At 73.3% G+C, this 22,619-nt stretch carries 15 protein-coding genes; 7 read left to right on the forward strand and 8 right to left on the reverse strand.

Annotated elements, in window-relative coordinates; all coding sequences use genetic code 11:
* Window positions 1-72: 72 nt before the first annotated feature.
* Window positions 73-729 carry a DUF2461 domain-containing protein gene (locus FRANEAN1_RS26970; RefSeq protein WP_020462932.1) on the reverse strand — a complete coding sequence of 219 codons (657 nt, stop codon included), beginning with the start codon at window positions 727-729 and terminating at the stop codon, window positions 73-75.
* Between the two features lie 408 nt (window positions 730-1,137).
* Here FRANEAN1_RS26970 and FRANEAN1_RS26975 point away from each other — a divergent pair, with 408 nt between their 5' ends.
* The 5 genes from FRANEAN1_RS26975 to FRANEAN1_RS26995 all read left to right on the forward strand — a co-directional run bounded on the left by FRANEAN1_RS26975 (window position 1,138) and on the right by FRANEAN1_RS26995 (window position 5,668).
* Entirely contained in the window at window positions 1,138-2,865 is a 1,728-nt protein-coding gene (locus FRANEAN1_RS26975; RefSeq protein WP_020462933.1) for an ATP-binding protein, read from the forward strand.
* Between the two features lie 10 nt (window positions 2,866-2,875).
* Entirely contained in the window at window positions 2,876-3,319 is a 444-nt protein-coding gene (locus FRANEAN1_RS26980; protein ID WP_020462934.1) for a roadblock/LC7 domain-containing protein, read from the forward strand.
* A 95-nt stretch (window positions 3,320-3,414) separates the two neighbouring features.
* Window positions 3,415-3,798, forward strand: a complete 384-nt coding sequence (locus FRANEAN1_RS26985; protein ID WP_041254842.1) for a DUF742 domain-containing protein — start codon at window positions 3,415-3,417, stop codon at window positions 3,796-3,798.
* A 36-nt stretch (window positions 3,799-3,834) separates the two neighbouring features.
* Window positions 3,835-4,449 carry an ATP/GTP-binding protein gene (locus FRANEAN1_RS26990; RefSeq protein ID WP_020462936.1) on the forward strand — a complete coding sequence of 205 codons (615 nt, stop codon included), beginning with the start codon at window positions 3,835-3,837 and terminating at the stop codon, window positions 4,447-4,449.
* The gene (locus FRANEAN1_RS26995) at window positions 4,442-5,668 is read left to right on the forward strand and encodes a styrene monooxygenase/indole monooxygenase family protein (protein WP_020462937.1); all 1,227 of its coding nucleotides are present in this window, start codon (window positions 4,442-4,444) and stop codon (window positions 5,666-5,668) included. The genes FRANEAN1_RS26990 and FRANEAN1_RS26995 overlap by 8 nt, the downstream gene beginning before the upstream one ends.
* Window positions 5,669-5,876: 208 nt before the next feature.
* On the opposite strand, the gene lpdA is transcribed toward FRANEAN1_RS26995, so the two are convergent.
* Together lpdA and FRANEAN1_RS27005 are read right to left on the reverse strand one after the other, a co-directional pair.
* A complete protein-coding gene (lpdA, locus tag FRANEAN1_RS27000) occupies window positions 5,877-7,277 on the reverse strand; it encodes a dihydrolipoyl dehydrogenase (RefSeq protein ID WP_020462938.1) in 1,401 nt (466 codons plus the stop codon).
* A 286-nt stretch (window positions 7,278-7,563) separates the two neighbouring features.
* Window positions 7,564-8,430, reverse strand: coding sequence for a helix-turn-helix domain-containing protein (locus FRANEAN1_RS27005; protein ID WP_041254843.1), 867 nt, complete (start codon window positions 8,428-8,430; stop codon window positions 7,564-7,566).
* 230 nt (window positions 8,431-8,660) lie between these two features.
* On the opposite strand from FRANEAN1_RS27005, the gene FRANEAN1_RS27010 reads away from it, so the two are divergent.
* A complete protein-coding gene (locus tag FRANEAN1_RS27010; RefSeq protein ID WP_020462940.1) occupies window positions 8,661-9,278 on the forward strand; it encodes an NAD(P)H-dependent oxidoreductase in 618 nt (205 codons plus the stop codon).
* Between the two features lie 11 nt (window positions 9,279-9,289).
* On the opposite strand, the gene FRANEAN1_RS27015 is transcribed toward FRANEAN1_RS27010, so the two are convergent.
* The gene (locus FRANEAN1_RS27015) at window positions 9,290-10,099 is read right to left on the reverse strand and encodes a cobalt-precorrin-6A reductase (protein ID WP_020462941.1); all 810 of its coding nucleotides are present in this window, start codon (window positions 10,097-10,099) and stop codon (window positions 9,290-9,292) included.
* Window positions 10,100-10,771: 672 nt separating this feature from the next.
* On the opposite strand from FRANEAN1_RS27015, the gene FRANEAN1_RS37860 reads away from it, so the two are divergent.
* Window positions 10,772-13,384 carry a serine/threonine-protein kinase gene (locus FRANEAN1_RS37860; protein ID WP_020462942.1) on the forward strand — a complete coding sequence of 871 codons (2,613 nt, stop codon included), beginning with the start codon at window positions 10,772-10,774 and terminating at the stop codon, window positions 13,382-13,384.
* Here the strand turns inward: FRANEAN1_RS37860 and FRANEAN1_RS27025 are convergent.
* From FRANEAN1_RS27025 to FRANEAN1_RS27040, 4 genes are all read right to left on the reverse strand, one after another.
* Complete coding sequence (locus FRANEAN1_RS27025; protein WP_347176777.1) at window positions 13,371-14,702, reverse strand: PP2C family protein-serine/threonine phosphatase; 1,332 nt, start codon at window positions 14,700-14,702, stop codon at window positions 13,371-13,373. The two genes, FRANEAN1_RS37860 and FRANEAN1_RS27025, sit on opposite strands and share 14 nt — an antisense overlap.
* Before the next feature lie 203 nt (window positions 14,703-14,905).
* Entirely contained in the window at window positions 14,906-16,234 is a 1,329-nt protein-coding gene (locus tag FRANEAN1_RS27030) for a proton-conducting transporter membrane subunit (RefSeq protein ID WP_020462944.1), read from the reverse strand.
* On the reverse strand, window positions 16,231-18,774 hold the full coding sequence (locus FRANEAN1_RS27035) for a proton-conducting transporter membrane subunit (RefSeq protein WP_020462945.1): 2,544 nt from the start codon (window positions 18,772-18,774) through the stop codon (window positions 16,231-16,233). The genes FRANEAN1_RS27030 and FRANEAN1_RS27035 overlap by 4 nt, the downstream gene beginning before the upstream one ends.
* The gene (locus FRANEAN1_RS27040; protein ID WP_020462946.1) at window positions 18,771-22,070 is read right to left on the reverse strand and encodes a DUF2309 domain-containing protein; all 3,300 of its coding nucleotides are present in this window, start codon (window positions 22,068-22,070) and stop codon (window positions 18,771-18,773) included. The genes FRANEAN1_RS27035 and FRANEAN1_RS27040 overlap by 4 nt, the downstream gene beginning before the upstream one ends.
* Between the last annotated feature and the right edge of the window lie 549 nt (window positions 22,071-22,619).

The raw sequence follows: 22,619 nt of genomic DNA on the forward strand, positions 1-22,619 counted from the left end.
CGGATTCGGCGCGTGTGCACACGGGGAGCCCTCGGTGAGTGACCCCGGGTCGTTCTGATCGACAGCGCGGGCTCACCGGGAACCGCGGCGGGCGGCGGGCAGGCGGGACGCGCCGACGTGGTCGTCGAGCCAGCCGGTCAGCCGGCGCGTCTCCCGCCAGCCCGCCGCCACGTGCTCGGCGCACTCCGGCTCGGCCAGCCACGGCGGCTCACCGAAGTCACGGGCCGCCGTGAGGGTCCGATGCCGCAGCAGCTCGATGCGTGGATGATCCGCGTCGTAGCCCCGCGGCCGGGTCTTGAGCGTCGTGCCCGAGACCTCGTACCCCGCCTCCCGCAGCTCGCGCACCAGCACCTCGAGCCGCGGCCCCGTCCGGTCGTCGGCGACCGCGGCGCGCAGCCGCTCCACCTGGTCGGGCGCGGTCTGCCAGTAACCGGCCGCGATCATCAGCCCGCGTGCGGAGACCTGGACGTAGCCACCCCGCTCGCTGTGGGCGCCAATGGCGGTCTTGTAGGGCGACTTGTCCTTCGAGAATCGAACGTCCCTGTGCGGACGGAAAACGTGCGGTGCGCCGAACTCCGGCTCGAGGGCGTCGAGCAGGGCGAGCATCGGGGCCCGGACGGCCTTCTCGTAGGTGTCGCGATGATCCGTCCAGTACGCCTTGCTGTTGTCGGCCTCGAGGCCCTCGAAGAAGATCAACGCTTCGACGGGGAAGCCTGTGAACTCGGGCATCGGCGCTCCTGGGCCGCGAACCGGCAGGACGCGCGCATCCTACGGCGGCCCACCGACAACTCGGCCGGACAGCGCGGCCGCCCGCACCGGGCCCCGGCGGCATCGCTGTACCCCAACAGAGACCGATCGCGACCGACAGGTCAGGACAATTGTCAAAGAATTGTCCACGGTCAGGACCCCGCGCACCCGGGGCGGTGGACGTTGGAAGACATCGGTCGTGGTCAAACGAGCACATCACGCGCCGGCGTGAATGAACCGAAAACAACGACACGCGGCATCCGGGCCGAGGCGCGCCGGCCGCGATGGGCACAGGTTGGACGCAAACCGGGGCGTCTGGTTGCATAGCTCCCCGACGGGGGTTGGCAGAAGCGGGTAGAACCCGTACCCGACGAGAGCATGTGAGACGCGATGACGACGCGGGCACGAGACCTGCTCAACCGATCCCGCGCGCTCCTGGGTGGCTCCCGCGGCATAGCGGCCCAGCTGCGGGGTGGTGATCTCCTGACTCCCCTGCCCCGGCCGGAGCAGCCGGCCCCCGCCGGCCTCGTCAGGCGCCCCGCGGCCCATGGCGGAAGGTCCGCGAACGAGCCGTGGGTTCGGCCGGGAATCCCCGCGGCGGACGCCGGGGTGAGGCGACCGGCCCGCCGCGGCGGCACCGGCATCAGCACCAGCGCCGCGGACCAGTCGGCCCACGCCACGCGGGCCGAGACGTCCCCGGCAGCATCCCCGGGCAACGGGTCGGCCGTGACGGCGCCGCCCGCGGCCGAGGCGCTCTCCGCGATCTGCGCGGACGTGGCGCTGCGCGACCTCAACCTGGTCGACTCCCTGCTCTCGCAGCTTGAGGACATGGAGGCCAAGGAGGAGGACACCGACCGCCTCGCCGAGCTGTACCGGCTGGACCACCTCGCCACCCGGCTGCGCCGCAACGCCGAGAACCTGCGGGTGCTCGCGGGCCGTGACGCCGGCGACGCCTCGTCCGACACGGCCGCGCTGGTCGACGTCGTGCGCGCGGCGATGTCGTCCATCGACCACTACTCGCGGATCACGATCGGCCGGGTGGTCCCGCTCGGTGTGGTCGGCTTCGCCGCCGAGGACGTCGGACGGCTGCTGGCAGAGCTGCTGGACAACGCGACCAAGTCGTCTCCCCCGACCGCGCCGGTACGGGTCGGCGTGCACCTCACGGAGCTGGGCAGCGCGCTGCTGCGGGTCGAGGACGAGGGCATCGGGCTCCCGCCGGACCGGCTGCGGCAGCTCAACGAGCGGCTGGCCGGCGATCCCGTCCTGGACGACGACGCGGTGCGCCACATGGGCCTGGCCGTGGTGCGCCGGCTCGCGATTCGCCACGACCTGCGGATCTGGCTCGATCGCCGCCACCCCCACGGGACGACCGCCTCGGTGCTCATCCCCTCCCCCCTGATCTGTGAACTGCCCGAGGGCAGCTGGTCGGGTACGCAGACCGTGGCGATCCGCGGCGGCGACCCAGCCGCGCCGGGTCCGTCCGCGCGTCCCGCCACGCGCGACGGTCAGCCGCGGGCGGACGTCCAGGGCCGGGCGCCGGGCGTGAAACGGTCCGGCAACGGAGCGGGCCACGTACGCGAATCCACGCTGTTCACCCGCGCGGGCAGCGCGTCGGCCAGGCCGGTGCCAGCGCCGAGCAAGGATGCGGCGACTCCGGCCACACCCCCCACGGCGGACTCCCTGATCGGCGGCACGACCGCGAGCGGTCTCCCCCGCCGGGTGTCGCGCAGCCTCAAGAACCCCGCCGGCGACGGCGCGCGCCCACCCGCTGCCACGGCACCGGCAGCCACCATGCCCGCGGCAGCCACCGCGCCCGCGGCACCCCCGCCCGTGGCACCCCCGCCCGTGGCACCCCCGCCCGTGGCACCCGCCTCCACCGCGGCTGCGGTGCCCGCAACACCCGCGGCGGCTCCCGCGCCGTCGACACCCGCCGCGGCGTCCACGGAAGACCAGGAAGACGCGACAGGCACGGCAGGCGTCCCTCCCGCGGAGGAGGGCGGATCGACGGCCACACAGGCGCTTTCGGCCCGGGCCACGGACCACGCGAGACTACTTGCGGATCTCGACGCCTTCAGCGAAGGCGAACGGATCGCCCACGAACACCAGCGAGGGGACTGAGGACACATCCGTGACGGATCAGACCAATCGCCAGCCGGACCACGACTTCAGCTGGCTGATCAATGACTTCGTCGGCAAGGTCCACGGCGTCACCCATGCCCTGATCCTCTCGTCCGACGGCCTGTCGCTCACCGCGTCCGATGGGGTGAGCTCGGCGGAGCGGGACCAGCTGGCGGCGATAGCCAGCGCGATGCTCAGCCTTGCCCGCAACAGCGCGACGCTGTTCGACCGCGGAACCTGCGAGCAGATCATCGTGCGGCTCAGCGGCGGCTACTTCCTGTTCATGAGCATCGACGAGGGAGCGGGACTCGCCGTGCTGACCGGACCGGACTGCGACATGAAGGTGGTCGGCTACGAGATGACGCAGTTCGTACTGCACGCCGGCCACGCGCTCACCCCGGACCGGCGCGCGGACCTGCGCCGCGTCCTGGTCGGACGTCAGGTACCGAGCTGAGCCGGGCCAACACGGCGGATCACCGCACGGATGATCCGCCGCGGCGAACCAACGCACCGGACCAGGACGGGTGACGGACCAGAATCGTGAAGAGCATGCCTGAAGACTCCGCACAGAACGGACGGCCGAGGCGTGGCCCGCGCAGCAAGCGGATCCGCCCCTACGCCCTCACCGGGGGCCGGACGAGGGCCCGCCATCACCTGCTCGTCGAGACGCTGGTCTCGGTGCCGAGCTACGACCCGACGCTCAGCGACACGTTGATGCCCGAGTCCAAGGCGCTGTACGAGCGCGCCCGGTCGCAGCTGTCCATCGCCGAGCTCTCGGTGATGCTGTCGATCCCGCTCGGGGTGGTCCGCGTCCTGATCAGCGATCTGGCCGCGCAGGGAGCGATTCTCATCCACCCCACGGCCCACACCTACCACCACGATCGAAACGTGCTCGAAAGGATTCTCAGTGGCCTGCGGGAGCTCCCGGTCTGACGCACCTCCCGACCCGGACGGCGGTGCGGGGTGGACATGATCCCGACCGACGCCGACGGACTTGACCCCGCCACGGCGATCTCCGCGAAGATCGTGATCGCGGGAGGGTTCGGAGTGGGGAAGACGACGCTGGTCAGGTCGATCTCGGAGGTGCCTCCACTCAACACGGAGGCGTGGATGACCGAGGCCAGCGAAGGCATCGACGACCTGTCGATGAGCGGTGCGAAGAGCACGACGACGGTCGCGATGGACTTCGGCCGGATCTCGCTGTTCCCGGATCTGGTGCTGTACCTGTTCGGCACCCCGGGCCAGCCCCGTTTCTGGTTCCTCTGGGACGACCTGTCCCGCGGCGCGCTGGGCGCGGTCGTTCTCGTCGACAGCCGCCGCCTCGACCAGTCCTTCGCCGCGCTGAACTACTTCGAGAACGATTCGACGGTCCCGTACATCGTCGCCGTCAATCGTTTCGAGGGAAAGCTGTGGCATGACGTCGAGGAGGTCCGGGAGGCACTCGCGCTGCGCCCGGACATCCCGCTCGTCACCTGCGACGCCCGCGAGACGGCGTCGACGGCCCAGGTGCTGCGGGACCTGGTTGTTCACACGATGTCACTGGCCCAGGTCCCGGAACCCAGGAGGACACGGACGCATGCGTAAGATCCTGATCGTCGGCGCGGGCCAGTCGGGCCTGCAGCTGGCCCTGACCCTGCGCGAGCACGACTACGACGTGACGGTGATGTCCGCGCGCTCCCCCGAGGAGATCCGCCGGGGCCGGGTGATGTCGACCCAGGCGATGTTCCACAGCGCGCTGCAGGCCGAGCGCGACCACGGGCTCAACCTCTGGGAGGACGACACCGTCCGCATCGAGGGCCTCGGGGTCTCGATCGCGGGGCCGGACGGCAGCCGGCCTCTCGACTGGTTCTCCCCGCTGGACCACTACGCGCAGTCGGTCGACCAGCGGGTCAAGATGGCCGGCTGGGCCGAGCTGTTCGAGGAGCGCGGCGGCAAGCTCATCCTGCACGGTGTCACCACGGCCGACCTGAACGGGCTCGCCGAGCTCTACGACCTCGTCGTGGTCGCCGCCGGCAAGGGCGAGCTGGTCGGCCTGTTCGACCGCGACGCCGCCCGCTCGCCGTACACCTCACCCCAGCGCGCGCTGTCACTCGCGTACGTGCACGGCCTGGCGCCCAGGCCGGAGCATCCCACCGCGCCGGGCGTGCGATTCAACATCATCCCCGGCGTCGGCGAGCTGTTCATGATCCCGGCTTACACGCTGAGCGGGAACTGCGACATCCTCTTCTTCGAGGGGATCCCGGGCGGTCCGCTGGACTGCTGGGACGACCACCCGAAGCCCGACGAGCACCTGCGCCGCATCCTGGACCTCATCGAGCGGTTCCTGCCCTGGGAGTACGAGCGCTGCGCGAAGGTCGAGCTCACCGACGCCCACGCGACCCTCTCCGGCGGGTACACGCCCGTCGTGCGGCGGCCGGTGGGCAACCTGCCGTCGGGCGGGGCGGTGCTCGGGATGGCCGACGTCGTCGTGGCGAACGACCCGATCACCGGCCAGGGCTCGAACAACGCCGCGAAGTGCGCCGCGTCCTACCTGGACAGCATTCTCGAGCACGGTGCCAAGCCGTTCGACCAGGCGTGGATGCAGGCCGCCTTCGACCGCTACTGGGCGAGCGCGCAGGACGTCACGGTCTGGACGAACGCCCTGCTGCAGCCCCCGCCGCCGCACGTGCAGCAGATCCTCGGCGCCGCGCAGGCGAACCCCACGGTCGCCCGGCGGTTCGTGAACGGCTTCGACAATCCGTCCGACTTCCAGGACTGGTTCCTCGACCCGGAGAAGGCGGCGGCCTACCTGGCCTCCGCCTGAGCCCGCCCGCACCCGCCGCGGCCGGCGCCAGCCGGCCCGGCACGGCGGCGGCGGTAGCCGGGCCTGTTCGCCGCCGGCCCGCCAGCCCCGTTCCGGCCGCCGCCGGCCAGCTGGCTGCAGTCAGTGCTGGTGGACGATATAGAAGCGCAGCGCCTTGTCCTGGTCGTCGACCAGGACGCTGGTCAGGTTGATCCTCATCGCCGGCCCGTCAGAGGTTGATCATGTGGCCGGCGAGGCCGTGGATCGCCTCCTGCAACGCCTCGCTCAGCGTCGGGTGGGTGTGCACGTTGCGGGCGAGCTCGAGCGCGGTGAGGTCCCATTTCTGGGCCAGCGTCAGCTCGGGCAGCAGCTCGGAGACGTCCGGGCCGATCAGGTGGCCGCCGAGCAGCTCGCCGTACTTCGTGTCGGAGATCAGCTTGACGAAGCCGTTCGGGTCGCCCAGGCCGTGGGCCTTGCCGTTCGCGGTGAACGGGAACTTCGCCACCTTGATGTCGTGGCCCTCCTCCCGTGCCTGTGCCTCGGTGAGACCGAAGCTGGCGACCTGGGGCTGACAGAAGGTGGCCCGCGGCATCATCCGGTAGTCACCGAGCATCACCGTCTCCGCACCGGCAATGGTCTCGGACGCGACGACGCCCTGAGCCTCGGCGACATGCGCCAGCATGAGCTTCGCCGTCACGTCGCCGATGGCGTAGATGTGCTCGACGTTGGTGCGCATGTGGTCGTCGATCGCGATCGCGCCGCGGTCGGTGAGCGCCACGCCGGTGTTCTCCAGGCCGAAGCCCTCGACGTTGGGCGCGAACCCGATGGACATGAGGACCTTGTCCACCTCGAGCGAGCCCCGGGCGCCGTCCTTGCCGGTGTACTCGACGGTCACCGAGGAGCCGTTGTCCGTCACCGTCTCGACCTTGGTCGAGGTCAGGATCGGCACGCCGAGCTTCTTGTACTGGCGGACGATCTCCTTGGAGACGTCGGCGTCCTCGTTCGGCAGCGCGCGGTCGAGGAACTCGATGATCGTGACGTCCACGCCGTAGTTGCGCAGGACGTAGGCGAACTCCATGCCGATCGCCCCGGCGCCGACGATCGCCATCGACCGCGGCAGCTCGCGGGTGAGGATCTGCGTCTCGTAGGTGACGATGTTGTCGGAGAGCTCGACGCCGGGCAGCAGCCGGACCCGGGAACCCGTCGCGATGATCGCGTGGTCGAAGCTCACCTGGTCGGTGCCGCCGGCGGAGAGCGCGACGTCCAGGGTGTTCGGGTCACGGAAGGTACCGCGGCCGGTGAACTCGGTGATCTTGTTCTTCTTCATCAGGAAGTGCACGCCCTTGACGCGCCCCTCGGCGACCTGGCGGCTGCGGTCGAAGGCGGCGCCGAAGTCGAAGCTCACCTCGCCGGAGATACCGAAGGTCTTCGCCTCGTGGGCGAACAGGTGCGCGAGCTCGGCGTTGCGCAGCAACGCCTTCGAGGGGATGCACCCGACGTTCAGGCAAACGCCGCCCCAGTACTTCTCCTCGACGACCGCGACCGACAGCCCGAGCTGGGCCGCCCGGATCGCCGCGACGTAGCCGCCAGGACCTCCGCCTAGGACGACGAGATCAAAGTGCGCTGCCATAGGTCCACCCTACGATCAGTCAGGACGCCGATTCGCGGCGCGGTGCGGAGACTTCAACCACGCATGCTGCCAGCGTCATTCCGCCTCGCCCACAGGTGGGCGCGCCGGGCCGTCCGGCCATGTCCGGCACTCCCCGTGCCGCGGCGCCGGGTGCGCACCGGAGCAGTAGGTCCGCACAGAGCGGACGGACGTTTTCAAGGATCACACGGAGCCACCGTTGCGGTGGATTTCCACCCGGCGGTCACCGCCGCCGGGTGGTCACCCGCGGCACGGCGGCATGTTCGACTCAGCCGGGCACCGCGCGCAGCGGGGATCGGCCTACCCGCAGCCGGTCCAGGGCAGCGGCGGTCGGCCCGTCCGCCGGTAGCTGCACGACGAGGCGCAGGTCGTCGTCGGCGGGCAGCTCCAGCGTCTCGAAGGCCAGTCGCAGCTCGCCCGCCTCGGGATGAGCGAGGCGGATGACGCCGCTGGCCGCGGGCAGGCCCGGCACCGAGGCGACCCGCTCGACGAAGGCCGCTCCGGCGGTGACGGTGAGCTCGTCGGCGAGCACCGCGACGTAGCGGTCCGCCAGGAAGGGACCCTGCTTGAGCGCGGCCACCTGGTCGTCCGCGACCTGGCCCCAGTCGGGCCAGGCCCGGCGCGCCCGCTCGTCGGTGAAGACGAAGCGGGCCAGGTTCGGCACGGCGCCGGAACGGGGCGAGTCGTCCAGCAGGCCGATCGGACGAGCGAGCCGCTCGTAGGCCGGGGTGTAGGCGAGCACGTCGCTCACCCGGTTGAGCAGCACCGCGGCGGCCGGCTCGAGGTGCGCCAACAGCGCCCGCACAGTCGGGCGCACCGCGCGGGCCGGCGCCGCGCCCACCCCGCAGGTGAATCCGCCCTCGGCTCCCTTGCTGAGCCGGTGCAGGTGGACCCGCTCGCGCGGGGTGAGGCGCAGCGTGTCGGCGAGGGTGGCCAGCACCGCGGCGGAGGGCCGGCGATCACGGCCCTGTTCGAGGCGCGTCACGTACTCCACGCTGACGCCGGCGAGCGTCGCCAGCTCGGAGCGGCGCAGCCCCGGGGTGCGCCGGCGGGAGCCGACCGGCAGGCCGACGTCCGACGGGTGGACGGCCTCGCGCCGGGCCCGCAGGAAGAGACCCAGTTCGTTGCCGGCCATAGCCACGACCGTAACCCACCGCGACGGACGGATCGTGGCCCTCTCACTACCAGCCTCCGGCCGGCCTTCCCGGCACCGGCCGCGGCGCGCCACCGTGGGCGGCACCAGATCAACGGCGTTGCCGGATCGACGGCTGCGCCGGATCGACATTCCGCGCCGCCGGATCGACGGCGTGGCCGGATCGACGTCTCGTATCGAAATCGACGTCTAGTCCTGAAGGAGCGCGTCAGGTGCCCGAGGAAACCCTCAATCTCGTTGTGATCATCGGAAGCGTCCGGGAGGGCCGGTTCGGCCCGGTGGTCGCGCGGTGGTTCGTCGAGCAGGCCGAAGCGCACGGCGGATTCACCGTCGACCTGATCGACCTCGCCGACACCCCGCTCCCGCTCGCGCTGCCGGCGGTGCCACCGGCACTCGCACCGGACCTCGCCCGTCCCCCCGCCATGGCGGAGCTGAGCCGGCGCGTCGCGGCGGCGGACGCCTACGTCGTAGTCACGCCCGACTACAACCGCAGCTATCCGGCGTCGCTCAAGGCGGCCATCGACTGGTACCACCTGGAGTGGCGGGCAAAGGCGATCGGGTTCGTCGGGTACAGCGGGGCCAGCGGCGGCCTGCTCGCCATCGAGCACCTGCGGCAGGTGTTCGGCGAGCTGCACGCGCACACCGTGCGCCACTACGTCTCGTTCCCGCGGTACTACCAGCTGTTCGACGCCGCCGGGACGCTCACCGACCCGCAGGAGCCCACCGAGGCCGCGAAGATCCTGTTGGACGAGCTCCAGTGGTGGGGCGCCGTCCTGCGCGACGCCCGGCAGACGCGGCCGCTCGGGCTGGTTCCCGCGGCTCGCTCGTAGCCCCGGGCACGTCAGCGCAGCTCGTCGGTGACCCAGCTGACCGCGGCGGATGGCGTGGCCACGACCCGGGCCTGTCGGGGCAGCGGCGGCCGGTCGACCATCACGACCGGCAGCCGGAGCCGGCGCGCGGCCACCAGCTTGGCCGCCGTCAGTGAGCCGCCGCTGTCCTTGGTGACGACGGTGTCGACCTCGTGGCGGCGCAGCAGCGCGGTCTCCGCATCCACGGTGAAGGGGCCGCGGTCGAGCAGGACGCGCAGCCGTCGCGGGACCGGCCCCGGCGGCGGTTCGACGGATCGCGCCAGGAACCAGTGGTCGAGCCCGGCGAAGGCGGCGACCCCGGAACGGCCCACAGTGAGGAACACCCGGCGACCGCGCCGCTCTCCGGGCTCGCCCGGTTCACCGGGATCGCCGGGCCCGCCGGGGCGGCCAGCGGCGAGCAGCGCGGCCGCCGCGGGCAGCGACGGCACCCGCCGCCAGTCGTCGCCGTCGCTCTCCGTCCAACCGGGACGGCGCACCACCAGCAGCGGCACGCCGGTCGCGGCGCATGCGGCGACCGCCGCCGCCGTGATCCGCGCCGCGAAGGGATGGGTCGCGTCGACCACCGCGGCCACGTCATGTTCCCGCAGGAACTCGACCAGGCCGTCCGGGCCACCGAACCCACCGCTGCGGACGGTGGCCCCCGCCGGCACCGTCGGCACTGTCAGGGGCCTCAGCCGGCCGGCGAGGGAGTAGACCACGTCGAGATCCGCGCGGTCGGCGAGGGCGGCGGCGAGCCGCCGGGCCTCGGCGGTCCCGCCCAACAGCAGCACGCGCCGGGTCATCGGCCGGCACCCGGCCGGCGGGCCCCGAGTGCTCGGTAGGGACCGGCCGGCTGCACAGCGCCAGTCTCCCCCATCCGCCCGTCTCATCAGCTCCGCTCCGCCCCATCAGCTCCGCCCCATCAGCTCCGCCTCGTCTCGTCCGCTCCGTTCTGCAGGCCGTTCTTCACGGCCGCGCCTCCTCCCTTCCTCCTGGGTCGCCCGGTTGTCTTTCCCTGGTATTCGATCTCGCCTCTGCTGTCTCTCCGTGTGGTTCCCGGTGCTGTGCGCATCCGGGCATGCGCGAGGTCGCGCCGTCCGGCATTGGCGGGCTCGCGGGTTCTCACCCATCCGGGCGATGCGGCGGGCCGTCGGACGCGCGGCCGGGGTGCCGTCCGGATACCGACCAAGTGCCGACCGGTGGGCGCCACTGCGGCCACCCGGCACCCGCCGCTTCGACTCCGTGCAGGTCATGGGCCCGAAAGCCGTCGAACCGCGGCCGTCAAGTAGGCCGTAACGCGATCCACACGAGCGCACGGTCACACCCCGACCGGACCCAGACCACCCGCCCGAACAGGCGGTTGGCACGGTAGCCACCCATAAGATGCACGTGACTGCCTTAAACCCATTTCTTACGACATGGTCGTTCTTCCGACATGGTCGATTCGATTTGGGCGCGGCCCCGGGAGGGGGACGATGAGCGACACTCCGCAGAGCGCGGTCGGGGTGGGTCCAGGCGAGCCGGCAGCGCCCGCCAGTCGGATCGAACCCGTGCGCGATGCGGTGTTTACCCCGCTGACGCCGCACGATCCACATAGTGTGAGCCGATATCTGCTGCGAGCCCGGATCGGCGAAGGCGGCATGGGCGCGGTGTACCTGTCGTACACCCCCGGCGGACGTCCGATCGCGCTCAAGGTGGCCCGCCCGGAACTCGCGGCGGACCCCGACTTCCGCAGCCGGTTCTCGAAAGAGGTCGCGATCGCGCGGCGGGTTCAGGGGCCCTACACCGTTCCTGTGATCGACGCTGATCCCGAGGCCCTGCGCCCGTGGATCGCCACAGCCTATGTCGCCGCCCCCTCGCTGGCGGTCGCCGTGGTGCGCCAGGGCGCGCTCCCGTCGGCGACCGTGCTGATGCTGATCGCGGGCGTGGCCGAGGCACTGCAGTCCATACACCGGGCGGGTGTGATCCACCGCGACCTGAAGCCCGGCAACGTCATCCTGGCCGACGACGGGCCGCGCGTCATTGATTTCGGTGTGGCCCGCGCCATCGAGACATCGACCGCGGCCATGACCCAAACGGGTGTACGCATAGGAACACCCGCATTCATGTCACCGGAACAGGTCCGGGGAAAGCAGATCGACGCCGCGGGCGATGTCTTCGCACTCGGCTCGACCGCCTATTACGCCCTGACCGGACGTCCCCCGTTCGGGTCAGATGCCGCGGTGTTCCACCGCATCGAGCACCAACAGCCCGACTGGGACCACTGCCCGGACAACGTGCGGGCGGTACTCGCCCGTTGCCTCGCGAAGGACCCGGCGGAGCGGCCGACGTCCACGCAGGTCATCGAGCTGTGCCGATCCGCGATCACCGACGACCTGTACCTGCAGACCGGCGGCGGATGGCTGCCGCCCACGGTCGCGGCCGAGGTCACCCGGTACCGGATCTCCACGGTGCCCTCGCCGACCGCGAGCATGTCGGCGGTCCCGCCACCCACGTTCCAGTCGGCGCCGACGGGCGCGCCCGACGCGATGGACGCGCTGGGCACGCCGTTCCCGAGCGAGCCGGGCGACAACGTCGCCGCCCCCCACTCGGCGTCGTCCTACTCGTCGGCGTCGATCACCCACATCGCGCGTGCCCCCCATCCGCCCCATGCGTTCAACGCGGGGAACTCCCCGCGGGCCCTCAACGCGGCCCGCCAGCCACGGGCCCTGTGCGCACCCCGCGTCCCCCGCGCGATCGGGGCGGCGAGCGTCGCCGCCGGCGGCGCGGCCGGCGGCGCACAAGCCCTGGCCGGCCCACCGGCCGGTGGCTCCGGTGGCCTCAGCGGCCCTGGTAGCCCTGGTGGTGCCGGTGGTCCTGGTAGCCGTCGCGGCGCCGGTGGCCCTGAGTCATCCGGCGCACCCGGCTCGCCGGGCGCGGCCGGTGCGTCCGACGAGCCCGGGAGGCTCGACGCCGCGGGTGCCGCGGCCGGTTACGACACCTCCGGTGGACTCGGAACGCCCGCCCCCAGTGCTGAGGACGGCGCGGGTATGCCGGAGTCCGTCGCGAACGGGATGAACGGTGCGCAGGCCGCGTTCGGGTCGTCCGCGGTTCGCGGCGCCCTCGCGGCCGCCGGCCCCTCCGCCCCCGCGAACGCTCCGGCTCAGCCACCCGACAGATCCACACCGGACGGCCCTGCCGAGCCGAGCGCTCCCGCGGGGCCGGGCACGGCCACCGGATCTCCGGGCACCGGCTCCTCCGGCCCGGCCGCCCCAGGCGAGCAGGCCACGCCACGGAACGCACAGGACTCCCAGGACTCCCAGAACGCTCGGGACTCCGGGGGCGAGCGGGGTGCCGGGGGCGCGTCCGGGTCAGCCGGGTCGGACGGGCCACGGCAGGCCGGTGACCCCGCGTCCCCGTCCGACTCGGGCGACGGCGACCCGTCCGGGGCCCGCCGCCGCGGCCGCCGTCGGCGTCGCCGCCTGGTGACCGTCGTGCTGGCCCTGCTCGTCACCGTCAGCGCGGTGTTCTTCTGGCTGGCCTCCAAGCCGGCTGGCGGCGAGCCCGTCGCGCTCGTGGTCACCCCGTCGCAGGAGGTCGGTACAGACGGTCCGGGCTCCCCCGAAGCGTCGCCGGGCGCCATCCGCCGGGAGTCGAGGACGACGCCGAGGGCTGCCGAAGCCTCGCCCACGGCCACGCCGACGCCGACCGCGACTCCCGCCCCGAAGCCGGTGACCGGCGAGACCCCGCGGGCGGCACCCGCCGCCCCGCGGGTCTCCCCCGCGCCCACTCAGCGGCTCAGCTGCCCCGCCAAACCCGCCACCAGGGCCAACGGTGACGGGACCGGCGTCCTGATCAACGCGAGCGTCCTGCGAGAGGGCCCGGCGGACACCTGCGGAGCGGTCGTGACGCTCGTGCGGGGCCGGAAGTTCTGGCTGTGGTGCAACGTCGTGACGAAGACCAACGACACGTGGTGGTGGGCACGCCTCGACGGGACCGAGGCCTACGGCTGGGTCCGGGACGACGACATGAAGGTCGACTACACGGACGACGACGGCGACGGCAAGGTCCTCGTCTACAGCTGCGACGGCAAGGTCACCAAGAAGTAGGCCGGACGGGATCCGCGAGGTCAGCGGCCGCCGGGCGGCGCCCCGATGCCAGAGACCCGGGCCCCAGGACCTCCGCCACCAGCAGCGCGACGTCGTCGGTGAGCGCCGAGCCCGTCCACTCCCGGACCCGGGCGACAAGATCACCCAAGCAGTTGTCGAGGGTGGCGGGCCGGGCCAGCGCCGCGCCCACGGCCGGTACCAGCGGGAAGAACTCCCCCGACCCGGGATGGCGGGCCTCGGCGATGCCGTCGGTGTAGAGCAGCACCCGGTCCCCGGGCTCGATCACGATCGAGGTGCTGTCGGCCCCGCCGACCAGAAGCCCGAGCGGCGGCCGCCTGCTGACCGCGGTCAGCGGTCGCGCGGACGTCCGGCGTACCAGGATCGGATCGGGGTGCCCGGCGTTGACCATGTCCATCCGGTCGCCGCGGATCTGCACGACGACGGCGGTGACGAAGTCGTCCAGGCCGCTGATCTCGGCGACCTCCCGGTCCAGGTCGATCAGGACGGCGCCGAGATCCGGGCGGAGCCGGGCGACGACCCGGAAGCAGCCGAGCACCCGGCTGGCGATCCCGACCGCGTCCAGGCCCTTGCCGCGCACATCACCGATCAGCAGCCGGGTGCCCCACGGGCTGTCCACCACCTCGTAGAGATCACCGCCCACCATCGCCTCGGCGGCGGCACTCTCATAGCGGACGGCCAGCCGTAACTGCCCCGAGAGCACCGGCACACAGGACAGGATCGCCCGCTGGGCCATCTCGGCGACCCTGGTGACGTTCTGCAGCTTCGTCTCACGTCGCGTGTTGTACCGGCTGACCAGGACGGCCATGACTCCCCCGACAGCCACCCCGGTGAGTCGCACCAGCTGGGCGGCCAGCCCGCCCTCGTTGCCGGCGAACAGCCCGTCCTGCAGGCCCATCAACACGCAGGCCAGCAACGCCACGACCACGTAGACCGTGGTCAGGGCGGGCCCGGCCAGGGTGGCGGCGAGCAACGGGCTGAGGACGGTGAGCTCGAGAATCGTCCAGTGATCACTCGTGAACTGGACACCGACGATCACGCCGAGCATCGCCAGCGGGGCTCCCCGCACCGCCCACCTGGCGATCAGGCGGCGCGCCCGCAGCCCATGCCCCCGCCTATCGGCCCCCTGGGGCGCGGCTTCGGCCCGAGGCTCGGTGTCGGTTCGCGCCGCGGCGTCGTCAGGGACTTTGGGCTGGTAGGGGGCCTCGGGCGGTGTGCCGGGCGGCATCACCCACGCGCCGCGGTCGCGGGGCCGGCCGCGCTGCCGCCATCGGCGACGCAGCAGGGCGTCAACGCTCACAGCCGGCCCGCCACGACGATCACGGGCCCGGATCACCCCACCTGACTCCACCGAAATCCACCCTCAGGCTGTTCCCCGAACCCGACCCCCCCGAACCGCCCCGAGAGCCGCGACGAGTCCAGCGCGCGGCGTCGACCAGTCCGGTGCGAGGGCGACCGGCCGGTCGCCAGTCGGGTGGGGTGCGGGGAGCGTGGGGTGTGTGATCAGGGGAGGAGGAGGGCGGGGGCAAGCTCGCCGAGGATCAGCGCGGCCAGCAGGACGGTGACGGCGTTGGACTCGCGCGGGGTCAGGTCCTGCTCGCCGACATGGTCACGCCGGCCGGTGTAGCCGGCGAAATACCACTTCATCACCGTCGCACCGGCTCCGGCGATCGCGAGGACGAGGACGCCGGTCACCGGCAGCGACCAGTCGCCCACACCGTCCAGCAGCAGGTCCTCCCAGATGAAGCCGAGGGTCGCCGGGAACCCGATCGACGTCAGCCCGAACAGCAGGAACGCGACGGCGAGCCGCGGCGTGCGGGCGAAGCAGCCACCCGGGCCGGTCAGGAGCATCGGGCCCCGCCGGGCCTCGGTCGCCGCGGCGATCATCATCGCACCGCCCGCGGCGACGGCGCCGACCTGCCAGGCCAGGACGGCCCCCGACCGCGCCGGCTCGGACCCGATGAGAACCCCGCAGCTCACGATGCCGGAGAGCACCAGGCCGACCTGAGCCAGCGCGGACCGGACGTCCCGGGCGACGAGCCCGAGTCCGGCGCCCAGCAGGGCGGTCACCGCGGCCGCGGCGACGGCCCAGCCGCGGTCCGGCACAGCCCGTCCGACCTCGGGGAGCAGCAGAACGCCCGCGGGCCCGGCGGTGAAGGCGACGACCAGCCCGGCTGGGGCCGTCCGAGCGAAGGGCTCGAACCACAGATGCAGTGGCAGTAGGCACTGGCGGACACCAACGCCGGCCACGAGCAGCAGTGCGGCCGCTGTGCCGCCGAGCCCGTCGGCCAGGAGCAGCCCGGCAGCGCAGGCCCCGACTCCCACGAAGTGGTGCAGGGCGAACAGCCGGGTCGGGCCGCGGCCGGGGGCGCGCTCACGCATTTCCCGCCACACGACGCAGGCCGAAAGCGCCCACGAGATCACAGCCGCGACCGGATCAGCCACCGCCGTCGCCGCCGCGCCGCAGGCGAGAACGAGCATGATCCGCGCGAATGTCGCCTGGTCGTGAGAGGTGACCGCCCGTGCGTCGCCACGCGTTGCGGCGGTCAGGGGTGGGGTGATCGGGGCCAGTGCGGTGGCACCGAGACCGGCCAGGCAGGTCACGAACGGCAGCCACCACCCGGACCCGGGGGCGAGCAGGACCACCCGGTGGCCGTCAGGCCACCCGGTCCAGCGGGCGACGGCCATCGTCGCGGCGACGCCGAGGGCCGTGACGGTGACATACCCGGCCGCGGCGGCCCGGGCGGCCCGAGGGTCCGGCGCCCGCCGCGCCGCCACCGAGCCGGCGAGCAGGAAGGCGGCCGCGACGAACGGGACGACCGCGACGGTCACCAGGGCCCTCCTCCCCGGGGGCGGACGGGGCGGACATCCGCGGGGAACCGGGGCCGGTCCTCCTGGTGGCGCCAACGCGAGGCGCCGACGGTGGGCGAACCGTTCCTGGCGCGGAGGCGGTGCGTGGCGGGATCGTCGTCCCGGCGCGCCAGACCGCCCGGCCCCGGCGTCTCCGGCGCCTCCGGGCCCCGAGTCGCCTCCGGACCGTCGACCGTTTCCGCGGCGTCGGCAGTCCCTGGACCGTCGACCGCCTCCGGGGCGTCCGCCGTGCCCACGACATCTACCGCCGGATCGCCAACCGTGCCCGGATCGTCCGCAGCCTCCGGAGCGTCGGCCGGTTCCAGACCATCGACTGGACCCGGGCCGGCGACTGGGCTTCGGTCGCTCACCGAGCCCCGGTCGTCGGCCGCGCCCGGCCTATCGTGCTCGTCGGGGGCCCCGTCCGAGGGTGCGGCCGACCGCGCGGTGCCCGACAGCGCGACATCCGATGGCGCAGCATCCGACGGCGCGGCGCCTGGTGCGAGGTCGTCAGCCGCCGGGCGCGGGCCCGGCAGCCAGGGCGGTGCGGACGGTTCCGCATGGCGCGACGGCGCCCCGGGACGGGACACCGCCGGCGGTAGGGCCTGGTCGGGAAGCTTGCGCAGGTTCGGTAGCCGGGACGAGGCCGCCGGCCGGGTCACCGGCGCAGACTCCTCGGCAGGCCCGCCATGCTCCCCCGCCCCGGGGCACGCCGGATCCCCGGCGGTCTCGGCGATCTCGGCGATCTCGGCGCTGCCGGCGGTCTCGGCCGCGGCGGGGGCCTCCTGCAGACCCGAGGCCTCCGCCACCTCAGCGACCTCCGCACCGGCAGCAGGATCCGCCGTCTCCCCGACGATCGGCCGGGTCGTCAGGGCGGCCTCGCCCGGGACCGCGTTGTCCGTGCCGCACGGATCAGAGCCGCACGGGTCAGGGCCGTAGAAGTCCAGGGCGTAGGAATCGGCGCCGTAAGGCCCGGATCCGTGCCGGGCCCTGGGGTCGGCCGAGGGACGGCGCTCCGGTTCCGCGGGCGCGGTCCCAGCCCCAGCCGCGGCCGGCGGCTCCGCCCGCGTGTCGGCAGGCTGCCGCGGCCGGGCCCCGGCCGGGAGGTCCCCGGCGGCCCTGGCGGAGGCATCGTCGGTGGGGCGGGCCGGAGAGGGCAGGCCGGGGTCGGTGCCCCGGCCGCCGATCAGGTCGGCGGCCTGTCGCTGCCAGCGGTCGACCGCCGTCAGCGCACGGGCGGCGGCTCCTCCGACTCGGCGAAGCACCACGTCTGCGTATCCCTTCTCGAACGCGTGCCGGTAGAGCCGGGGCTGCCACCGTCCCGGCGTGATCCGCCCCAGCCGCGATACGGGCACGGGGGCCTGGCCGCCCAGCGCCTGCTCCAGGCGCTGGCTGTCGCGCAGCGCGCTGGGCGAGCGCAGGATCTGCGCGCAGCGCAGCGTCGCGTGGGCGAGGATGTGCAGGACCGCCAGCGTGTGCAGCCCCAGCCCGATCTCGGCGACGATCAGCCCCACCTGGGTCATCGACCCGTAGGCGAGCGCGCTCTTGACGTCGCTCTGGGCCCGGCTGACGAGCGTCGCGTGCAGCGCCGTCAGTGCCCCGACGCAGACGAGGGCGGCGCGGACGGCCGGCGCGTGGTCCAGCATCGGCTGCGCCCGCAGCAGGAGGTAGGGGCCCAGGTGGATCGACACCGCCCCGTAGAACACGGCGCTGGACGGCGTCGGCCCCTCCATCGCCCGCGGCAGCCACCCGCCGACCGGAACCAGCGCCGACTTCCCCAGCACCGCGGTCAGCAGCAGGAAGCCCAGTATCTCCGCGTGGGCGGTGGCACCGGGTGACGACAGGACGTCGTCCCAGCTGAGGCCGTGCCTGCCGCCGTGGCCGCCGCTGTCGCCGCCGGCCGTGCCGGCGAGGTGCCCGAGCCAGACCGTCGCGACGAGCAGGCCGGCGTCGCCGGCGCGGTAGGTGAGGAAGGCCCGCAGGCCGTGCCGGACGGGCCCGGGCCGTTCCACGAAGAAGGCGATGAGCAGCGCCGAGGTCAGCCCGACCAGCTCCCAGCCGAAGAAAAGCGCCGGAAGCTCGCCGGCGACCAGGGTGAGCTCCACCCCCGTCCCGAACAGGACGAGGAGGAGGTGGAAACGGGCGAATCCGGGTTCTCGGTGCAGGTAGCGCGCGGAGACGGCGCCGGTGAGCCCGATGAGGACGGCCGCGACGAGCGCGAACGGGACGGACAGCATGTCCGCCGTCAGGCTCCAGGCGAAGGTGTGGCCGTGCGCGCCGAACCACGGGCCGATGCTGGCGTCGACCGTGTCCCGGCCGGTCGCCATCAGGCCGAGGGCGAGCACCGCGCAGGCGAGGGTCGAGACGGTGAACGCGGCGGCCACGATCATGCCGATGATCCGTTCGGACCGCAGGCGGCCGAACCACATGGGCACCGCCAGCGCGGCCACCGCCGTTCCCGGCGCGGCGACGCTGGTGATCAGCGCGGCGGCGAGCAGGGGGTGGGACGGCCCGGCGGTCACTGTCCGTCCCGCGCGGGCAGCGGCCCGCTCGCCTGCTCCGGCAGCTCGATTGCGTCCCGCGTGGGCTGGGCGGCTCCCGCGCCCGCCGCGGCCACCGTGCCCGGGCGGTCGATCACGGCGTCCGGGGATTCACCGAAGGCGGCGAGCACGTGCGCGGGCGGGAGATGGTCGCGCTGGCCCGCGTAGTAGTGCTCCGAGCGGGCCACCACCGGGAAGCGCAGGTTCTCGGGCTGGTGCTGCTCGAAGGCGCCGTCGCGGTAGAGGTAGGTCTCGGGGCCGGACGGGTCCCAGGCGGCGAGCTGGATCCAGCCGCCCTCCACCAGCCCGCGCAGCGGCGGGTTCTCCCGCACGATGCGGGCCAGCCGCTCGGGCTCCGCCTCGGCGATCACCAGCAGCCGCATCGGCTCGTGGATCTCGACCGACTGCCAGGGCATCCCGGTCCGGAGGTCCGAGCCGTGCCCGTCCATCACGCCGACCAGGCCGGTGATGTTGTGCGGCAGCTTCGACCCGGCGCCGTACCCGATCGGGTCGATCCGGCTGAAGTAGTACTCGAGGTTGATGCCGGCGCCGACCGGGGCGGCCGACAGGAGCAGCCGGGTGAGCACGGCGCCGTCGGGGTCCGCGGTCGGGTCGTAGGAGACCAGGAAGGAGCGGCGGTCGAGGTACAGGCCCCGGGTCCGCGAGCGCCGGCCGATCACGCAGGTCGCGTTCGTGCTGTGCCCGTACTCCGGTCGTGACTGCCCGATGTCCTCCGAGCGCCCCCGCACGTGGGCGTGGGCGGTGCCGGCGGCGACGTCCGGGCCGACCGACTCGAACCGGCGGCAGCGCTCGTGCGCGTCGAGCTGGACGGCGGTCAGCAGCGCGTCCGTGGCTGCGGTGAGGGCCGGCCGCAGGTGCGCGGGCACCAGGTCGGTGTCGTAGTAGGCCAGGGAGCTGTCGCAGGTGTCGTGGTGGCCGCCGACGAACCAGGTGTCCGGGCCGATCAGGCGGCCGCGGTGGGCCAGGGCGGCGCGCACCCGCGGATGGTTGGCCATGGCGGCGAACGCGCGCGCGTTCGGGCCGCTCTGGCCGCCGCCGGTGGCGCCGCAGTCGTAGGCCGCCGCGTGCGGGTTGTTGACGCTGGACGAACCGTGCCCGATCACGAACACGACCGGGCCGAGCGGGCCGCTCATGCCGATCGTCGTGAGCAGCGTGTCGACGATCTCGGCCATCTCCTCGACGGTGAACCCGAGGCGCAGCGGCCCCGCCCCCACGCCCGGCACGAGCTCCCCCGCCTCCCCCGCCTGCGCGCCATCCCCCGCCGGTCCGGTGGACGGCGTGTGGTCCTGCGCCGCCTCGATGACGAGCCGGGCGAGCGGGCGCGCCGGCTCCCGGCGGCCGAGCATCCGCACGCCCTCGCCAGCGGCCCTGGGTGCGACCGCGCGGGCGGCCAGCGGCACCAGCTCGGCCAGCCCGGCGATGGCGGAGTACGCCGCCGCCCGCGCCGGACGGCCGCGGGCCGCCGAGATCGTGTGCTGGAGCTGGGCCTTCCTGCGCCGGGCCCGCTGGTAGGCGACCAGCTCGCCGTCGTCCACCGCACGCTCGACGACCAGGCTCCGCGGCGTCATCGTGACCGGGCACAGCGCACGCGGGCGGACGTCGTCGAGGCCCTGGTAGGCCATGGCTACCCCGAAGTACCCCGAGGCGCCGTAGGTCCGGACCTGGGGATGGCTCTCCTCCAGGTGCCGGCGCAGCGACTCCTCCCGCTCGTCCATGCAGAACACGGCCTGGAAGTCGGGGGGCGGCACCGTCCCGGGGAAGCGCCGGTCGTGCGCCGACAGCGCGTCGAGCACCTGGGTCCGGTAGCGGCGCTCGTAGGCGAGGTGCAGCAGCCAGCGCCGCCGGCCCGCGTCGAACTCGGCGACGGCCCGCAGCCAGGCCCGCGCCCACCGGGGATGACCGAGCACCTCGGTCTCGACGTCCATCACCTGCGCGAGGACGAACGCCTCGTAGGCAAGCTCCAGGTCGCCCCCGCGAAGTTCCTGCTCACCCTGGGTGAGATCGTCCTGGGCGGTGGTGCCGGTCGCGAGGACACCCTGGGCCGCGCCTGGCGGGCCGAGCGGGCCGAGGTCCTCCGGCCGCGCGTCGGGGCCGATCAGCCGCGCCAGGACGTTGTGGGAGACGACGACCTCGAGCGTGAGCTGGACGGCGAGGTAGTCCATGAGCCGGGCGGGTGCCGGGCGCGACGGCGCCCGGTCGGGACGGCACTCGAACTGGTGGACCATCCCGGCCCAGCCGCGTAGCGAGACCAGCGCCGCACGCACCGTGTCCGCCCAGGCGTGCACCGGCACCTGCAGCGCCCACAGCGCCCAGGCGACCGTCCGCTCGGCGGACCAGTTCATCCGGAGCTGCTGGCGCAGCTGGCCGCCGAGGCCGGCCCAGCACGCCTCCCGCGGGGCGCCGAGTGTCCCGAACAGGTGCCGGAAGGCGGCCAGCAGGCCCTTCTCCCGGTGCGGCATCTCCCAGGCGGCGACTCCCTGGTCGAGGAAGGCGGCGCAGAGCCGGATCAGCACCGGGTGGACGGCCTCGTCGGTGTCGACGCCGAACTGTTCGAGCACCTGGTCGCGGCGGCGCAGCGGCGCCGGCCGCGGCGCCGGCGGCGGCGCGTGCCGGCGCAGGTCCTCCCACAGTTGCGCGAGCAGCCGGGCCCGCAGCGCCTGCAGCCGGGCCGCCCGGCTGCGCCGGGTGCGCCGGGTGCGCCGCTCCGTGGTCGCGAAACGGCGCCGGCCCTGGCGGGTCAGCTCCTCCCGCCGCGCCTCGGTGACCAGCGGGTGGACGCGGTGCAGCTCACCGCCGTCGGCCAGCGCCCACAACGCCCCGGCGCCACGCGGCACGTCGATGAACAGCCCGAGCCGGGCGAGCCGGAACTCGTTCCACGTCGGCCCGCCGGGGACGACCTCGGCGTCACCGTCGAGCATTTCCTCCCCGGCCCCGCGCGGGCCCTGGTCTCCCACCGGCAGATGCCGGCCGGGGACAGCGCCCGCCCGGTCGCCGTGATGCTCGAGGACCGCGGCGAGATCGCGGGGAAGGATCCGGCCGGACGCGAGATGCGCGGCGAAGGCCTCCTCGGTCTGCAGCGCCTCCGTGCCCAGCATCGCCGAGGCGTGCTCGACCGCGCGCTGGAACGGGAGCTCCTCCAGGGCGTGCAGCGGGTTGTGATGGGAGAAGTACCCCAGTGGGGCCTGCGGCGGCAGGAGCTCGCCCGCCTCCTCCACGATCCGGGTGATCATCTCGATCTGGTCCGCGGCGTAGGCCATGTCCCCTCCCATCCCTTACCGGCGACGAATCCGGGGTTCTGTTTTTCTTTCCGAACGACCGGTTCCCCCGCCATGGCGGTGAGCACTCACATGTCTTCCAGCATCGCGACGACCGTGTCGACCCAGCAAGATCCCGACCGTCGTTGGGCGGGTTCACCTGATAATCCGGGCGGGTGGACCGGCGCCCGGGAGAAGTACTTTGTTGAACGCGGCCGCGAATCCAGTGAAGACGCGCGGCCGGTTCCGCCCATCCGTGTGCCGGCCAGGCTGACCGGTGTACCGCTGGCGCCAGACCGCCTGTCCCACATCAGTATGAAGGACTCTGGCCCCCCACGGACCGCGCCGGTCATGGCGGTGGCGAGAATCACCGTGAACGCTACTCGCGGGCCTTGCCGGCCGACAGGTGGCATGAGCCTCGAATATGTCGCCGATCACCGGCGAAGGCGTTCCAAAATGCTACCCGGCAAACACATGACTACCTTTTCGAGCGGTGAAATTGTTTACATCGCGAACACCCGGAGGCGTTCCGCCCCACGCCACGCCCGCCCC

It is taken from the genome of Parafrankia sp. EAN1pec, from assembly GCF_000018005.1.
In the GTDB taxonomy this organism is placed as follows: Bacteria; Actinomycetota; Actinomycetes; order Frankiales; family Frankiaceae; genus Parafrankia; species Parafrankia soli.

Excerpts from the sequence above, each read along its gene's own strand:
- FRANEAN1_RS26970 (WP_020462932.1), bottom strand. The coding sequence starts at position 729 with ATGCCCGAGTTCACAGGCTTCCCCGTCGAAGCGTTGATCTTCTTCGAG.
- FRANEAN1_RS27040 (WP_020462946.1), bottom strand. The coding sequence starts at position 22,070 with ATGGCCTACGCCGCGGACCAGATCGAGATGATCACCCGGATCGTGGAG.
- FRANEAN1_RS26985 (WP_041254842.1), top strand. The coding sequence starts at position 3,415 with ATGCCTGAAGACTCCGCACAGAACGGACGGCCGAGGCGTGGCCCGCGC.
- FRANEAN1_RS37860 (WP_020462942.1), top strand. The coding sequence starts at position 10,772 with ATGAGCGACACTCCGCAGAGCGCGGTCGGGGTGGGTCCAGGCGAGCCG.
- FRANEAN1_RS26975 (WP_020462933.1), top strand. The coding sequence starts at position 1,138 with ATGACGACGCGGGCACGAGACCTGCTCAACCGATCCCGCGCGCTCCTG.
- FRANEAN1_RS27015 (WP_020462941.1), bottom strand. The coding sequence starts at position 10,099 with ATGACCCGGCGCGTGCTGCTGTTGGGCGGGACCGCCGAGGCCCGGCGG.
- lpdA (WP_020462938.1), bottom strand. The coding sequence starts at position 7,277 with ATGGCAGCGCACTTTGATCTCGTCGTCCTAGGCGGAGGTCCTGGCGGC.
- FRANEAN1_RS27005 (WP_041254843.1), bottom strand. The coding sequence starts at position 8,430 with ATGGCCGGCAACGAACTGGGTCTCTTCCTGCGGGCCCGGCGCGAGGCC.
- FRANEAN1_RS26990 (WP_020462936.1), top strand. The coding sequence starts at position 3,835 with ATGATCCCGACCGACGCCGACGGACTTGACCCCGCCACGGCGATCTCC.
- FRANEAN1_RS26995 (WP_020462937.1), top strand. The coding sequence starts at position 4,442 with ATGCGTAAGATCCTGATCGTCGGCGCGGGCCAGTCGGGCCTGCAGCTG.